Annotated in this window: 15 protein-coding genes; 5 read left to right on the top strand and 10 right to left on the bottom strand. The window is 62.5% G+C overall.

Going from position 1 to position 14,693, the window contains the following annotated elements:
* Positions 1–22 precede the first annotated feature (22 nt).
* Genes IEV82_RS15950 through IEV82_RS15940 form a run of 3 tightly spaced genes read left to right on the top strand, consistent with a single transcriptional unit; the run spans position 23 to position 3,205 of the window.
* The gene (locus IEV82_RS15950; RefSeq protein WP_188483026.1) at positions 23–1,012 is read left to right on the top strand and encodes a thiamine ABC transporter substrate-binding protein; all 990 of its coding nucleotides are present in this window, start codon (positions 23–25) and stop codon (positions 1,010–1,012) included.
* Entirely contained in the window at positions 988–2,517 is a 1,530-nt protein-coding gene (locus IEV82_RS15945) for a thiamine/thiamine pyrophosphate ABC transporter permease ThiP (RefSeq protein WP_188483025.1), read from the top strand. The genes IEV82_RS15950 and IEV82_RS15945 overlap by 25 nt, the downstream gene beginning before the upstream one ends.
* A complete protein-coding gene (locus tag IEV82_RS15940) occupies positions 2,501–3,205 on the top strand; it encodes a thiamine ABC transporter ATP-binding protein (RefSeq protein WP_229747863.1) in 705 nt (234 codons plus the stop codon). Before IEV82_RS15945 ends, IEV82_RS15940 begins: the two co-directional genes overlap by 17 nt.
* A 77-nt stretch (positions 3,206–3,282) precedes the next feature.
* Here IEV82_RS15940 and IEV82_RS15935 read toward each other — a convergent pair whose 3' ends face one another.
* Genes IEV82_RS15935 through petA form a run of 3 tightly spaced genes read right to left on the bottom strand, consistent with a single transcriptional unit; the run spans position 3,283 to position 6,026 of the window.
* Complete coding sequence (locus IEV82_RS15935) at positions 3,283–4,071, bottom strand: cytochrome c1 (RefSeq protein ID WP_188483024.1); 789 nt, start codon at positions 4,069–4,071, stop codon at positions 3,283–3,285.
* A 17-nt stretch (positions 4,072–4,088) separates the two neighbouring features.
* Entirely contained in the window at positions 4,089–5,435 is a 1,347-nt protein-coding gene (locus IEV82_RS15930) for a cytochrome b (protein ID WP_188483023.1), read from the bottom strand.
* A gap of 12 nt (positions 5,436–5,447) precedes the next feature.
* Positions 5,448–6,026, bottom strand: coding sequence for a ubiquinol-cytochrome c reductase iron-sulfur subunit (gene petA / locus IEV82_RS15925; protein ID WP_188483022.1), 579 nt, complete (start codon positions 6,024–6,026; stop codon positions 5,448–5,450).
* A 216-nt stretch (positions 6,027–6,242) separates the two neighbouring features.
* Here petA and IEV82_RS15920 point away from each other — a divergent pair, with 216 nt between their 5' ends.
* The gene (locus tag IEV82_RS15920; protein ID WP_188483021.1) at positions 6,243–6,911 is read left to right on the top strand and encodes an outer membrane protein; all 669 of its coding nucleotides are present in this window, start codon (positions 6,243–6,245) and stop codon (positions 6,909–6,911) included.
* On the opposite strand, the gene pssA is transcribed toward IEV82_RS15920, so the two are convergent.
* From pssA to fsa, 7 genes are all read right to left on the bottom strand, one after another.
* Entirely contained in the window at positions 6,908–7,675 is a 768-nt protein-coding gene (gene pssA, locus IEV82_RS15915) for a CDP-diacylglycerol--serine O-phosphatidyltransferase (protein WP_188483020.1), read from the bottom strand. The genes IEV82_RS15920 and pssA overlap by 4 nt on opposite strands.
* Positions 7,672–8,334, bottom strand: coding sequence for a phosphatidylserine decarboxylase (locus tag IEV82_RS15910; protein ID WP_188483019.1), 663 nt, complete (start codon positions 8,332–8,334; stop codon positions 7,672–7,674). Before IEV82_RS15910 ends, pssA begins: the two co-directional genes overlap by 4 nt.
* Before the next feature lie 88 nt (positions 8,335–8,422).
* The gene (locus tag IEV82_RS15905) at positions 8,423–9,028 is read right to left on the bottom strand and encodes a glutathione S-transferase (protein WP_188483018.1); all 606 of its coding nucleotides are present in this window, start codon (positions 9,026–9,028) and stop codon (positions 8,423–8,425) included.
* A gap of 60 nt (positions 9,029–9,088) precedes the next feature.
* Positions 9,089–9,709, bottom strand: a complete 621-nt coding sequence (locus IEV82_RS15900; protein WP_188483091.1) for an FMN-binding negative transcriptional regulator — start codon at positions 9,707–9,709, stop codon at positions 9,089–9,091.
* A gap of 84 nt (positions 9,710–9,793) precedes the next feature.
* Positions 9,794–10,720: a tyrosine recombinase XerC gene (locus IEV82_RS15895; RefSeq protein ID WP_188483017.1), complete on the bottom strand. Its 927-nt coding sequence runs from the start codon at positions 10,718–10,720 to the stop codon at positions 9,794–9,796.
* Positions 10,717–11,421, bottom strand: coding sequence for a DUF484 family protein (locus tag IEV82_RS15890; RefSeq protein ID WP_188483016.1), 705 nt, complete (start codon positions 11,419–11,421; stop codon positions 10,717–10,719). Before IEV82_RS15890 ends, IEV82_RS15895 begins: the two co-directional genes overlap by 4 nt.
* A 122-nt stretch (positions 11,422–11,543) precedes the next feature.
* Positions 11,544–12,197 (bottom strand): fructose-6-phosphate aldolase, encoded by a 654-nt coding sequence (gene fsa / locus IEV82_RS15885; protein WP_188483015.1) that lies wholly within the window; start codon positions 12,195–12,197, stop codon positions 11,544–11,546.
* Between the two features lie 79 nt (positions 12,198–12,276).
* On the opposite strand from fsa, the gene IEV82_RS15880 reads away from it, so the two are divergent.
* On the top strand, positions 12,277–14,475 hold the full coding sequence (locus IEV82_RS15880; RefSeq protein ID WP_188483090.1) for a primosomal protein N': 2,199 nt from the start codon (positions 12,277–12,279) through the stop codon (positions 14,473–14,475).
* The last annotated feature ends 218 nt before the right edge of the window (positions 14,476–14,693 follow it).

Genomic DNA, 14,693 nt, shown 5'->3' with positions numbered 1-14,693 from the left:
CGTCGCAAAACAGGAGGATGCCATGAAACCGGCCCTTACATTTGCTGCGGGACTCCTTGCGTCGACCACGATGGTGGCGGCACAAGATACACCCGTTCTGACCGTCTATGCAGGCGATTACATCGTCTCGGAATGGGGTCCCGGCCCACGGATCGAAGAGATGTTCGAGGCGCAATGCGCCTGCGATCTGCAGTTCAAGCCGGGCGATCTCTTGCCCCGCATCCTGCTGGAAGGGGACCAGACCGATGCGGATATCGTGTTCGGCCTGAACACCGACGTCACCCGGCGCGCCCGCGAAAGCGGGTTGTTCGCGCCGCACGGGCAGGACACCTCTAGCCTGACCCTGCCGGTGGTTTGGACCGACGACGTGTTCCTGCCTTACAATTACGGGCATACCGCGTTCGTCTATAACGAAGAGCGGGTGTCGGATGTGCCCGAAAGCTTCGACGCGCTGCTCAATGCGCCGGATGACCTCAAGATCGTGATCCAGGATCCGCGCTCGTCGATCTCGGGGCTTGCGCTCGTGCTCTGGGTCAAGGCGATCTATAGCGATGAGGCGGAAGCGGTCTGGGAACGGCTGGCGCCCAAAATCCTGACCGTGACCAAGGGTTGGTCGGAAAGTTATGGCCTCTTCACCGATGGTGAGGCGGACATGGTGCTCAGCTACACCACCTCGCCTGCCTATCACATCATCGCCGAGGATGACCGCACAAAGAAGGCAGTGATCTTCCCCGAAGGTCATTACTTCATGGTGGAGTTGTCGGCCAAGGTCGCGGGCACCGATGTGCCCGAGCTTGCGGACCAGTTTCTCGAATTCCAGCTGTCCGAAGAGTTCCAGACCATGATCGCCACCGGCAACTGGTCCTTCCCGGCCAAGCTTGATCCGAGCAAGTGGCCGGACGGGTTCAAGGAACTGAACCTGCCCGAAAAAGTGCTGTTCTACACGGAAAAAGAGGCTGCAGCCTTGCGGGATGAAACGGTCGAGGAATGGCGTCGCGCCCTCTCTCAGTAGCGCCCGCACTGATTGCGGGACTGACCGTGGCCGGTCTTGTGATCGGCCCGGTCACGGCGGTGATCCTGCGGGCGGAGGCGTTCAGCGGCTTTCGTCCGGCGGATTGGCAGGCGTTGCGGTTCACGCTGTTGCAGGCCACGCTATCTGCAGCGCTGAGCGTGCTGTTCGCGATCCCCTTGGCGCGGGCACTGGCACGACGCACCTTTCTCGGGCGCGGGCTGTTGGTGGCGCTTCTGGGAGCACCGTTCATCCTGCCGGTGATCGTGGCGGTGCTGGGCCTGCTGGCGGTGTTCGGGCAATCGGGATTGCTCAACCGCATCCTGTCCCCGCTGGGCCTGCCGGAGCTGCAAATCTACGGTCTTCATGGTGTGGTGCTGGCACATGTGTTCTTCAACCTGCCCTTGGCGACGCGGTTGATCCTGCAAGGCTGGCTGGCTATTCCCGCAGAGCAATTTCGCCTCGCGGCAACATTGGGCATGGGCCGCGGGGCGATGTGGCGAGCGATTGAAATACCGATGCTGCTGCGGATCGCTCCAGGAGCCTTTGCGGTGATTTTCGTGATCTGCCTGTCGTCCTTCGCGGTGGCCCTGACACTGGGCGGTGGGCCGCGCGCAACGACGCTGGAGCTGGCGATCTATCAATCCATGCGGTTCGATTTCGATCTGGCGCGCGCCGCCGTGCTTGGGCTTGTACAGTTGGCGCTTGCGTTGACTGCGGGGTTGATTGCGCTGCGGGTCACCACCCTCCCGGTCGCGTCCAAGGGGCTCGACCGGCGCGTGCCGCGCTGGGACCGTACGGATCGCCTGTCCATCTGTACGGATGCGGTCTGGATCACCCTTGCCGCCCTGTTCCTGCTGACACCACTTGCGATGGTCACGTGGAACGGCTTGGCCGGGATCACCACCCTGGGCGCATCGGTCTGGCAGGCGGCCGGGCATTCGGTGATGGTCGCGCTGGGTTCGACTGTGCTCTGCCTGCTCTGGGCGCTGCCGCTGGCAACGCGCTGGGGTGAATGGCTGGGCCTTGCCGGGATTGCCCTGTCGCCGCTGGTGCTGGGCATCGGTCTTTTCCTGATCGTGCGCCCCTTCGCCAATCCGTTCGACCTGGCACTCTACGTCACGGCCACGGTCAATGCCTTCGTGAGCCTGCCCTTCGCCCTGCGTATCCTGCGCCCCGAAGCCGAAACCATCCGTGCCGATTACAGCCGCCTGCGGCAGGCGCTGGGGTTGTCGGGTTGGGCGTGGCTGCGCTGGGTTCTGGTGCCGCGTCTGCAGCGGCCCCTCGGGTTTGCGTCGGGGCTGACCGCGGCGCTGTCGATGGGTGATCTTGGGGTGATCGCGCTGTTTGCCAATCCGGATCACGCTACCTTGCCGTTGAAGGTGTATCAGCTGATGGGTGCCTATCGTATGGAGCAGGCCGCAGGTGGTGCTTTGCTGTTGCTCCTGTTGAGCCTGGGCCTGTTCTGGATGTTCGACCAGGGAGGGCGCGTTGGCTCTGCATCTTGACCATGTGCATGCCCGATCCGGGACGTTTGAGCTGACCGCTGACCTGACGGTCGAGACAGGCCAACGGGTGGCGATCATCGGCGCGTCGGGATCGGGCAAGTCCACGCTGCTGGACGTGATCGCGGGGTTTCTCGTGCCGCTGTCCGGAACCGTGCGCTGGGACGCTGAGGACATCACGCGGCGGTCGCCGTCGAACCGGCCCATCAGCATCCTGTTTCAGGACACCAACCTGTTTCCACATCTGACGATTGCGCAGAACCTTGCGCTGGCTCTCAATCCGATGACAGGACGTCTGCGCCCCGGCAACAAGGAACGGATCGACGCGGACCTGACGCGGGTGGGTCTCTCGGGGTTCGCTGATCGCCGTTTGTCCGAAATGTCCGGTGGTCAACAAAGCCGTGCCGCGCTTGCACGGGTTCTGGTACAGGCGCGACCGGTGCTGTTGCTGGATGAGCCTTTTGCGGCGCTTGGTCCGGCCTTGAAGGACGAGATGCTCGATCTCGTGGCAGAGGTGGCCGAGGCCGAGAGTCTGACGGTGCTGCTGGTGTCGCACGATCCCAAGGATGCCCGCAGGTTCGCGCGCCAGAGTATCCTTGTCGAGGCCGGACAGGTTTCACCGCCGCAGGACACGCAGGCGTTGCTGGAAGATCCACCACCCGCGTTGCGCGCTTACCTCGGAGGGGGGTAGGCGACCCCGAACCAGCTTGCCCCAACGAAAAAGCCCCGCCGGGTTGGCGGGGCTTTTCACTGTCTTGATCGCGAAGGCTACTCTTTTGCGCGGGCCTTGACCGGCGCCCAGAGGCGTTTGTTGGTCAGGTAGAGCAGGACCGACAGCACGGTGAGGAAGACGACGCCGACAAACCCAGCCTGCTTGCGGGCCATCAGCTTGGGTTCCGCCGCCCACATCAGGAACGCCGCCACGTCTTGGGACTGCTGTTCGATGGTGGCTTCAGTGCCGTCCGCGAAATCCACGTCATCCCCGTAAAGCGGCGGTCCCATCGAGATCCATCCACCGGGGAACGCTTCGTTCTCGTACAGGATCGTACCCGCTTCTTCTTTTTCTTCACCGGTGTAGCCGGCCAGCAGAGAGGCGATGTATTCCGGTCCGCCCATGCCTTTGAAGAACTGGTTGATACCAAGACCGTACGGGCCGTGGAAACCAGCACGGGCCTTGGCCATCATGCTGAGGTCCGGTGCGCCCGCGGCATTGTTTGCAGGGAAGTTGTCGGTCGGACGGGCCGGACGGAAGTCATCCAGTTCGTCGTCATAGACTTCGAAGAACTGCTCCGCATAGGCGCGGACCTGATCTTCGGGCATGCCGGGACCATCTTCGGCAGACAATGTGCGCAGTGGCACGTATTGCATACCGTGGCAAGCCGAGCACACCTGGGTGTAGACCTGAAGACCACGCTGCAATTGCGCCTGGTCAAAGGTGCCGAACGGGCCTTCGAACGAAAAGTCGTAATTCTCGACGTGACCCGAGGCTCCGGCGGCAAATGCGCCGGAGACTGGGGCCAAGGCCAATGTGGCCGCGAGGGCAAGTTTCTTAAGCATTGGTCGCTTGTCCTTTCTTACTCGGCCGGGGTCGCTGCAGGAGCGCCCGCATTGGTCGAGGACTTGCCATAGTTCGTCTTGTAATCGTCCTCGATCGTGTCGGGCTGCGGCAGCGGCTTTTCAAGCACGCCCAGCAACGGCAGGATCACGAGGAAATAGGCGAACCAATAGGTGGACCCGATCAGGGCGATGTAGGGGTAGATGCCTTCTGCCGGCATCGCGCCAACCCACATCAGAACGAAGAAGTTCACCACGAAGAGCCAGAACCACCACTTGAACATCGGACGGTACCGGCCCGAGCGCACCGACGATGTGTCGAGCCACGGCGCCAGCGCCATCACGGCAATCGACCCGAACATGGCCAGAACACCGAAGAACTTCGCATCGACGATACCGCCGGTCAGGAAGTTCGCAGCGATCACGACCCAGACTTCCGAGTCGAACGCGCGCAGAATGGCGTAGAACGGCAGGAAGTACCATTCCGGCACGATGTGTGCGGGTGTCACCAGCGGGTTCGCTTCGATGTAGTTGTCCGGGTGACCGAGGTAGTTGGGCATGAAGCCGACAACGGCGAAGAACACCACCAGAATGACCGCGAGGGCGAACAGATCCTTGATCACGAAATACGGCCAGAAGGGCAGCGTGTCCTTTTCAGCATCCGCTTTCGAGGTGCGGCGCACTTCGACACCGGTCGGGTTGTTGTTGCCCGTGGTGTGGAACGCCCAGATGTGCACGATCACGAGGCCGGCAATGATGAACGGCATCAGATAGTGCAGCGAGAAGAAGCGGTTCAGCGTGGCATTGTCCACCGCCGGTCCGCCCAGAAGCCAGGTCTGGATCGATTCACCGACAAACGGGATCGCACCGAAAAGGCCGGTGATCACGGTTGCACCCCAGAAGGACATCTGACCCCAGGGCAGAACGTAGCCCATGAAGGCGGTGCCCATCATCAGAAGGTAGATCAGCATGCCGATGATCCACGTGATCTCGCGCGGAGCCTTGTAGGACCCGTAGTAGAGGCCGCGGAAGATATGCGCGTAGACCGCGACAAAGAACAGAGACGCGCCGTTCATGTGCAGGTAGCGCAGCATCGCGCCGCCATTCACGTTGCGCATGATGTGTTCGATGCTGGCAAACGCCTGATCGACATGCGGCGTGTAGTGCATCGCCAAGACGACACCGGTGATGATCTGCAGCGCAAGGCAGAACGTCAGCACGATGCCCCAGATCCACATCCAGTTCAGGTTCTTGGGTGTGGGGAGCATCAGGGTGTCGTACATCAGACCGACAATCGGCAGCCGCTTGTGCAGCCACTTTTCGCCGCCGGTCGACGGCTCGTAATGGTCGTGTGGAATTCCAGACATTCGCGCGTCTCCTTATCCCAGCAGGATGGTTGTTTCGTCGACGAATTCAGCCGGCGGAACCGGCAGGTTCTCGGGGGCCGGTCCTTTGCGGATGCGGCCAGACGTATCGTAGTGCGACCCGTGGCACGGGCAGAACCAGCCGCCAACGCCGCTATCGACCGTGTAATCTCCCGCGTTGCCCAGGGGAACGCAGCCAAGATGCGTGCACACACCCATCTGAACCAGCCATTCGCCGGTTTCATCGAGGGCGCGGTTTTCGTCAGTCGCGTCGGCGCTCTCTTCGATATTCGCGTTGCGAGCGACTTGGTCAGGAAGGTCGGACAGGTCGACATTGCGGGCGGCTTCGATCTCGACCGGCGTGCGGCGACGGATAAAGACCGGCTTGCCGAGCCATTTGACCGTGATCTGAGAGCCTTCCGATACGCCCGACACGTCGACGCGAATCGAGGACAATGCCAGGACGTCGGCCGACGGGTTCATCTGATTGACCAGAGGCCAGACTGCGGCACCGGTCGCAACCGCGCCTGCGCCGGCTGTTGCGTAGTACAGGAAGTCCCTCCGGGTGCCTTCGTGGTGTTCTGCGTTGGACACGAGGTTATCTCCAATTAACGGCCGATCGTCTGGCCACAATACGGTTTGGGCCGCACCAAGCGGCGCTCCGAAAGGCTATTTAGCGGGCTACCCCCTAGTCGTCCACCTCCAGAACACCTAGGTTACGGATAAGCGCCGAAGTGTCGCGGTAAATGGCACTGACCTTGCAAGTTTGCCGTGTTACTCACGCGAAATATTTGAATTGGACGGCTCCTCATGCAGAAAACGATTCTGTCAGGTCTACTTACGCTCAGCTCCCTGACCATCGCCTCACCCGCGCTGGCAGAGATGGAGGTGTCGATCTATTCAGGATGGCAGACGTCGCCCCACAGCCGTGTCTATGGTGATTATCCGGGCACCGGAGCCGACATCGACGCGCTGATCGGCTGGGAAGGCCGGTCCTTCGAGATGCCGCCCTATTACGGTGTGCGCGGCACATGGTGGAAAAACGAACAGCTCGGCTTTGGGCTCGAATTCACCCACACCAAAGCGTATGCACCGGATGATGAAAAGGCGGCCATCGGCTTTTCCGATCTGGAATTCACCGATGGTCTGAACATATTGACCGTCAACGCCTACCGTCGGTGGCCAGGCCTCTGGGCCGAAGGCGCTGTGACCCCCTATGTGGGCGGCGGTGTCGGCATCGCGGTTCCCCATGTCGATATCGACACGACAACCGGGATCGAGGAATACGGGTTTCAGTACACCGGACCGGCAGCGCGTGTTACGGCAGGTGTCAGTTATGACCTGAACGATCGTTTTGCGGTCTTCGGCGAATACCAGTTCACCTACTCCAGCAATTCGGTCGATTTGCCCGAAAACGGATCGCTGGAGACCGACATCAAGACCAACGCCCTGAACGTCGGCCTCACGCTCAAGTTCTAATCGGGGGCTTGGGTGTCTGTCTTGGCCTGCGCGAGGGCGCGGCGCGATGATGGCAACATCCACACAACCGCGCAGATATAGGTAATGCTCAGCACCACCAGGGCGACCCATGTATAGATCGCCACGGCCGCGCCGATCGCGGCAAAGCCGACAAGGAACACCTTGACCCGGCGTTGGCTGATCCGCGTGGTCTTGAACGACCAGACCGGGAAGCGCCCGATCATCAGCATCCCGACCAGCGCGATGTAGATCGCCAGCAGCACATCCGGAATGATCTGCGGGCTGTTGAAGGCAAAGGATGCGTACATCGGCAGCATCACCAGAATCGCCCCCGCAGGCGAGGGGATGCCGATGAAATACGCGTTCTCCGCCGATCCGTTCTCGGACTTGCGCGCCACGTTGAACCGGGCAAGCCGGGTGACAGCGCAGACCGCGTAGACCAGCACCGCCAGCCAGCCCAGTTGCCGCGTGTCCTGCAAGGCCCAAACGTACAACAGAACGCCCGGCGCGACCCCGAAATTCAGGAAATCCGCGAGCGAATCCAGCTCCGCCCCCATTTTGCTGTCGCCGCCAAGCGCGCGGGCCAGTCGCCCGTCCAGCCCATCAAGGATCGCAGCCAGCAGGATCAACTGCACGGCCAGTTCGTAATTTCCCTGCAACCCGAACCGGATCGCCGTCATGCCTGCACAAATGGCAGTGACGGTCAGCATGTTCGGCAAAAGCTGAACCAGCGTCAGTTTCTCACCATTGCGGTCCCCGGTCATGGGTTCAGGTCCGCAATCACCGTTTCACCCGCCACCATTGTCTGGCCGATCATCACCAACGGCTCCACACCCTCGGGGAGATAGATGTCCAGCCGCGAGCCAAAGCGGATCAGCCCGAACCGTTCACCCCGGTCCAGAACCGCGCCTTCCTGCGTGAAGCTGACGATCCGCCGCGCCACCAGCCCGGCGATCTGCGTCACGGTCAGGATGCGGTCATCCTCCATGCGGATCACAAGCGAATTGCGCTCGTTGTCCTCGCTCGCCTTGTCCAGCGACGCGTTCAGGAACTTGCCCGGACGATAGGCGATCTTTTCGATCTTCCCGGCCACGGGCGCGCGGTTCACATGGCAGTTGAACACCGACATGAATACGCTGACCCGCGTCAACGGCACCTCGGGCAGGCCAAGCTCGCGCGGCGGGACCGCCGGTTCGATCAGCGATACGATCCCGTCCGCCGGGCTGATCACCAGCCCCGGCCTGTCGGGCGTGACCCGTTCGGGATCGCGGAAGAAATAGTAGCACCAGACCGTCAGGCCGACGCCGATCCAGCCCAGCACGTCCTCCATCGCGAACAGGACAAGGGTGATCGCGGCAAAGATCGCGACGAACTTGCGTCCCTCGGGATGCATCGGCTTGATGAATGTGTCGGTCATCCGCATCGCGGCAGGTTCCTTTCAAAGCGTTGCGTGTCGGTAAACCCGCGACACGCAACGTGCAAGGCATCCTGTGGTGACGTGCCGTCGCGGGTCACGGTTCGGGATGGGTCGCCACCATGCTGTCCCGCTTGGCAAAATCCTCGAACCACGCGGCCAGACCATCGCGCCCGGTACGCCACGACCGCGCGTCATGGCGCAGGTCAAGATACCCCAAAGCACAGCCCACGGCGATATGGCCCATGTCCATGCGCCCGTTCAGATGGCTCATCCAGCGCGTGTTCAACGCATCCAGCGCGCGCGAGACCTTGCCCCACTGGCCCTCGACCCATTCCATCATGACCTTTTCTTCAGGCCGAAAGCGCGTCTCGTAGATCATCAGCACCGACGCATCAAGAATACCATCCGCAGTCGCCTCAAGCGTCAGCGTGTCCCAAATCCGGGATTCGGGATACAACCCGGCACCCGCCCGCGCATCCAGAAACCGGCAGATCACCCGGCTGTCATAGAGCGTTGGCCCATCCGGACGCACCAGTGCCGGGATCTTGCCCACGGGGTTCGCCGCGACCAACTTGGCATCCGGGACAAGCGGCGATGTGGCCACATCCACATGTTCGACATCGTCGTACTGGCCGGTTTCATGCAATGTCACGACGACTTTGCGGACAAATGGTGATGGACCGGTGCGCAGAAGCTGCATGTCTGACCTCCCTCTTGGCGACGCCCCACGCTAAGGCAGCGCGGGACGATTGCAAAGATGCTAAAGCGCCGGAGGATCGGTCATCAACGCGGACAGCGCCGCAAGCTCGGCCCCCATGCCGCCAGCCACCTGTGCCGCAGCACTTGTGCGCACCGCGGCGTCCTTGTTCTGGCCAAGCTTCCATGTCGCCGCGATATCCCCGACCTGCATCCGGCAGGGCACGATCATGCGCATCATCCTGTCCAGCACATCGGGTGTCATCTTGTCGGTGGTCCAGGGCGTCTTGGGCGCAAGGCGGGTCTCGTAATGCGCTGACTGGATGTCCAGTATTTCCCGCATGTCATCTTGTGGCAAAAGTTCCAGAACACCCGTGATCTGCACCGCCACGTAGTTCCAGGTCGGCACTTGATCCGCGACCCCGTACCAGTCCGGAGAGACATAGCCATCCGGCCCCATCACCGTGATCCGCGCAGGCGCCGGCGCCGTCAGCGCCCGTGCGATCGGATTTGACCGCACCAGATGGATCAGCACGGCGCGCCCGTCCTCGGACAACAGGATCGGCACATGCGCCGCCAGAGGCACCGGATCGCCGTTCATCATCAACGTGCCAAAGCCGCGGTCACGCACAAAGGCGATGTCCTTGGCGTGGTCCTGGCTGTGGAAGATCGGGTTGGGATGCATGGCAAAACCTTCAAGGTACTGGAACTGTCCAATCAGTTGCACGATCCTGTGCGGAAATCCCGAGTTTGATTGTATCCGAAACAATCATCCCGCCTTGGGATGGGTCGCCTCGTAAACCTTCATCAGGTGGACGGTATCGACCGAGGTGTACGCCTGCGTCGTCGACAGGGACGCGTGGCCCAGCAATTCCTGGATCGTGCGCAAATCGCCCCCCGCCGACAGAAGATGCGTTGCAAAGCTGTGCCGCATCGCATGCGGCGTGGCCGTGGCGGGCAGGCCCAGTTGAAGGCGCGCCTGTTCCGTGACCTTCTGCACCAGACGCGCATTCAGCGCACCGCCGCGCGCGCCCCGAAACACCGGCGCGTTCGGCTCAATGTCGAACGGGCAAAGTTTCACATAGGTGGCCACCGCCTGCCGCGCGATGGGCAGGACAGGCACCACCCGTTCCTTGCCACCCTTGCCGAGGATCCGCATCGCCTCGCCCAAGGGCAGGTCGCGGCCCATCAGGCCAAGCGCTTCGGAAATCCGCAATCCGCAGCCATAAAGCAGCGTGACCACCGCCATGTCCCGCGCACCGACCCAGTGCTTTTGCGATTGCAGGCCCACCGTGTCGATCATCGCCCGCGCCGCGTCCTCGTTCAGGGGGCGGGGCAGTTTCTTCTGAAACTTGGGCGCACGGGCCGACAGCACGGCGGTCGGCTCGAACCCCTCGCGTTCCGCCAGCCAGCGGTAGAAGGACTTGACGGCCGACAGCTTGCGCGCGAGCGACCGTGCGCTGGCCCCGCCGCCGCGGATATGCGCCATCCAGGCCCGCATGTCGGGCACCGTGATCCGCGCCAGGGGGGCAAGCCCCTGCGCCTCGCCTTTGTATTCGGTCAGGAAAGCGATGAAATCGACCACGTCGCCCCGATAGGCGGTCAGCGTGTTCTCGGCCGTGCCGTTCAGCGCGCGGCTGCTGGCCAGCCATCCCTCCAGCGCGTCCCGCGCCGCCGGAGAGATCATCAGCGTCACGACAGCCAGCGCCGCATCTGGCGCTCGAACACACCGGTGAAAAAGGTCAGCAGATCGCTGCCTTGTTGCGGTGTGAACTGATGCGGGTCTTCGGCACCCATCACCAGCAGGCCGGGCAACCGACCGGGGCCGAAATCAAGCTTGAGACAGGCCTCGGAGCGGATCCAGTCGGCCTTGTCGCCGTAAATCTCGCGCGTGGCGATGTCGATCTGGCGCAATGTCACTTGTCGCGGCGGAGCATTGCGCCCTGTACTCAGATAGGCGTCGATAAAGCCGGGCGCCGCAACCGAAAGGACTGACCCCAGCCGCTTGATCGCCGGGTCTTCGTCGTTCTGCACCGATTCCAGCACCAGCTTGATCACGTCGACGCGCAGTATCTCGGCCACGTCACCGCCCAGATCGCGCAGGAAGGATTCGAATTCTACCGGGTCCAGCATCCGCAGGATCGCGCGGTGTATCTGGTTGGTGCCGGCAAGGTTCTCGTAGGCCGCGGCAATAACAGAGCGATGCGTGTCCTCGAGCCGGTCAAGACGCGCCTCGAGCCGGTCCATCGCGATGCCGCGCAGATCCACGATATTGCCGCCCATGGCGCGTTCATTCGCGGCGATCAGTGCGCGCATCAGGTCCTGATCCTCGAGAATCACGTCAGGGCGCGTCATGATGGTTTCGCGCAAATCGTCATCGATCCGGGGGCTGTTCATGCCGTCCTCGTGGTGAAGTATTTTTCGGGGATCCTATCAGTCACATCAAAAAGATGCCCGCATTTTTTCAATAAAATGCGGGCGATGTGCTGAGCTGTGGCAGAACGGACTGTCACCGAGCCTCAGAGAATCTTGATTTTTGCCTCTGCTGCGTCCTTGACGAACTGGTCCAGACCCTTGTCGGTCAGGATGTGGTTCGCCATCGCCTTGATCACGGCGGGCGGGGCGGTCGCGACATCTGCACCGATCTTGGCGCATTCGCTCATGTGGTTGGCAGTACGGATCGACGCGGCAAGGATGTTCGTCTCGAACCCGTAATTGTCATAGATCTCGCGGATATCCGCGATCAGATCGAGCCCGTCCATGTTCAGGTCGTCCAGACGGCCGATGAATGGGGAAATGAACGTCGCACCGGCCTTGGCCGCCAGAAGCGCCTGATTGGCGGAAAAGCACAGCGTGACGTTGACCATCTTGCCCTCGTCGCTGAGCACCTTGCACGCCTTCAGACCGTCCCATGTCAGCGGCACCTTGACGGCGATGTTCTCGGCAATCTCGGCCAGCTTGCGGCCCTCGGCGATCATGTCCTCGGCCTTGAGCGCGATAACCTCGGCAGAGACCGGCCCGTCGACCATGTCACAGATCTCCTTTGTGACTTCGAGGATGTCACGACCGGATTTCTTGATCAGCGATGGGTTGGTGGTCACGCCATCGACCATCCCCAGATCATTGAGTTCCGCGATTGCGTCGATATCGGCTGTGTCGACAAAGAATTTCATGGCTGTCACTCCTGTGATGGGTTGGCCTTTGCTACCGGTGGCTTTACCCCATGACAATGACGACGGAAACCCCGAAGCGATGGCGCTAACACCCAGCTATTTCGATGAGGGCATGCTGATCGGCGTGCTGACCACCCAGCCCTTGGACCGGGTGCTGGATTACCGTGCGCCCGAAGGCGGGTGCCATCTGGGGGCCTTCGTGGAAGTGCCGCTTGGGCCGCGCAAGGTGCTGGGTGTGGTCTGGGGGGCCGGGCAGGGCGATTACGACATCTCCAAGGTGCGGTCGGTGATCCGCGTTCTGGATGCTGCACCGATGCGCGAGGAACTGATGGCCTTCCTCACCCGTGCAGGGGATTACACGCTCACACCCATGCCCGCGATGCTGCGGCTGGCCACCCGCGCGCCGGGGCTGGGCGATCCGCCGTCGATGCGCAAGATCTACCGTCTTGGCGACACCACACCTGACCGCATGACCGACGCCCGGACCCGCGTTCTCGACGTGCTCCGGGACATGGGCGGTCTGTCGCTCACGCTCAAGGAACTGGCCGAGGCGGCGGGTGTGACGACCTCCGTGGTCAAGGGACTCGCCAAACAGGGCGTGGTCCGAGAGGAAGACAGCCCGCGCGACACACCGTTTCCGACGCTCGACCCGAGCTATTCGGGCAAGGCGCTGACCGAGGACCAGACCTCCGCCTCCGCCACCCTGCGCGCCGCCGTTGCCACGCGAGCCTATGGCACGACCCTGCTCAAGGGCGTCACGGGGTCGGGCAAGACCGAGGTCTATCTCGAAGCGGTGGCCGAATGCCTGAGCCAAGGCCGTCAGGCGTTGGTGCTCCTGCCCGAGATTGCGCTGACCGCCGAATTCCTCACCCGCGTCGATGCGCGGTTTGGTGCGAAACCCGCCGAATGGCACTCCGGCGTCACCATCACCGAACGTCGCCGCGTCTGGAAGATGGTCGCCCAGGGCGGTGCGCAACTGGTCGTGGGCGCGCGCTCCTCGCTGTTCTTGCCGTTCCGCGATCTGGGTCTGATCGTGGTCGATGAAGAACACGACACCTCCTACAAGCAAGAGGACGGCGTGCTCTACAACGCCCGTGACATGGCGGTGCTACGCGCCTCTATCTGCGGCGCACAGGTAATCCTTGCCTCCGCCACGCCAAGCCTTGAATCCTGGGCCAATGCCGATGCGGGGAAATATGCCAAGATCGAACTGACCTCGCGCTTTGGTGCTGCCGTCATGCCCGACATGCGCGCCATCGACATGCGGACCGAACAGCTTGCCGGATCAAGCTGGATCTCCCCCACCCTGCAACGCGCCGTGCAGAAAAGGCTCGACAACAAGGAACAGGCGCTTCTGTTCATCAACCGGCGCGGCTATGCGCCCGTCACCATCTGCCGCGCCTGCGGGCACCAGATCGGCTGTGACCATTGCGATGCACGCATGGTCGAACATCGGTTCCTGAAGCGCCTTGTCTGCCACCAGTGCGGCGAGACGAAACCCTTGCCGAACGTCTGCCCGCATTGCGCGGCCGAAGACAAGCTGGCCGCCGTAGGTCCCGGTGTCGAACGTCTGGCCGAAGAGGCACAAAGCCTGTTCCCCGATGCCCGTCTTGCCGTGCTGTCGTCGGACATGTTCGGCTCCGCCCGCGCGATCAAGGCCGAGATCGAAACGATTGCCAGCGGGGGCGCGGACCTGATCATCGGCACGCAGCTGGTCGCCAAGGGGCACAACTTTCCGCTGCTGACACTAGTGGGCGTGATCGACGCTGATCTGGGCCTGCAAGGGTCGGACCTGCGCGCGGCGGAACGCACGTTCCAGCTGATGCGGCAGGTGTCGGGCCGGGCCGGGCGTGCCGACAAACCCGGTCAGGCACTGATGCAGACCTACCAGCCTGAACATCCGGTGATCCGCGCGATCCTGTCCGGCGACGAACAGGATTTCTGGGCCGCCGAGGCCGGGGAACGCCGCGCCGCCGGTGTGCCCCCCTATGGCCGCCTTGCCGGGATCATCCTGTCTTCCACGGATGTGCAGGAGGTGTTCGACCTCGGCAATGCGCTGGCCCGCAATGACGGACCGCTGCGGCGTGTCGGCGCGCAGGTGTTCGGCCCGGCTCCGGCCCCCATCGCCCGCGTCAGAGGGCGGCATAGGGTGCGCCTGCTGGTCAAAGCCCCCAAGGGCACCGCGCTGCAATCCGCGCTGGCGGAATGGGTCGCGCCCTTCAGGCTCAAAGGCGAGTTGCGCATGGCCATCGACATCGACCCGCAGAGTTTTTACTGACCGCTGCCACCCGGCGCCGTTTCGGTTGACCGAAACCTCTGGATGCGTTGACGCATCCACCGCCGTGGCAGCTGACACCGCACCAGCCCGGCATCGATCTGTTAAAAAATGGTAAATGGGTCCGGTCCGGCCTTAATGTTTCGCGCGCGAAACACTGGGTCAGTCTGCGTTCCGATAGCCGACGCGTTTCGGGATCCTCAGGTCGGCCATATTTCACC

Source organism: Marivita lacus, assembly GCF_014637725.1.
Taxonomy (GTDB): Bacteria; Pseudomonadota; Alphaproteobacteria; order Rhodobacterales; family Rhodobacteraceae; genus Marivita; species Marivita lacus.
Note: the sequence above shows the minus strand (reverse complement) of the source record. Positions and strands in the feature narration are given on the sequence as shown.

Coding starts and splice junctions, on each gene's coding strand:
- fsa (WP_188483015.1), bottom strand. CDS start 12,197: ATGAAATTCTTTGTCGACACAGCCGATATCGACGCAATCGCGGAACTC.
- IEV82_RS15920 (WP_188483021.1), top strand. CDS start 6,243: ATGCAGAAAACGATTCTGTCAGGTCTACTTACGCTCAGCTCCCTGACC.
- IEV82_RS15880 (WP_188483090.1), top strand. CDS start 12,277: ATGGCGCTAACACCCAGCTATTTCGATGAGGGCATGCTGATCGGCGTG.
- IEV82_RS15945 (WP_188483025.1), top strand. CDS start 988: ATGGCGTCGCGCCCTCTCTCAGTAGCGCCCGCACTGATTGCGGGACTG.
- IEV82_RS15950 (WP_188483026.1), top strand. CDS start 23: ATGAAACCGGCCCTTACATTTGCTGCGGGACTCCTTGCGTCGACCACG.
- IEV82_RS15910 (WP_188483019.1), bottom strand. CDS start 8,334: ATGCGGATGACCGACACATTCATCAAGCCGATGCATCCCGAGGGACGC.
- IEV82_RS15900 (WP_188483091.1), bottom strand. CDS start 9,709: ATGCATCCCAACCCGATCTTCCACAGCCAGGACCACGCCAAGGACATC.
- pssA (WP_188483020.1), bottom strand. CDS start 7,675: ATGACCGGGGACCGCAATGGTGAGAAACTGACGCTGGTTCAGCTTTTG.
- IEV82_RS15935 (WP_188483024.1), bottom strand. CDS start 4,071: ATGCTTAAGAAACTTGCCCTCGCGGCCACATTGGCCTTGGCCCCAGTC.
- IEV82_RS15930 (WP_188483023.1), bottom strand. CDS start 5,435: ATGTCTGGAATTCCACACGACCATTACGAGCCGTCGACCGGCGGCGAA.
- IEV82_RS15890 (WP_188483016.1), bottom strand. CDS start 11,421: ATGAACAGCCCCCGGATCGATGACGATTTGCGCGAAACCATCATGACG.
- IEV82_RS15905 (WP_188483018.1), bottom strand. CDS start 9,028: ATGCAGCTTCTGCGCACCGGTCCATCACCATTTGTCCGCAAAGTCGTC.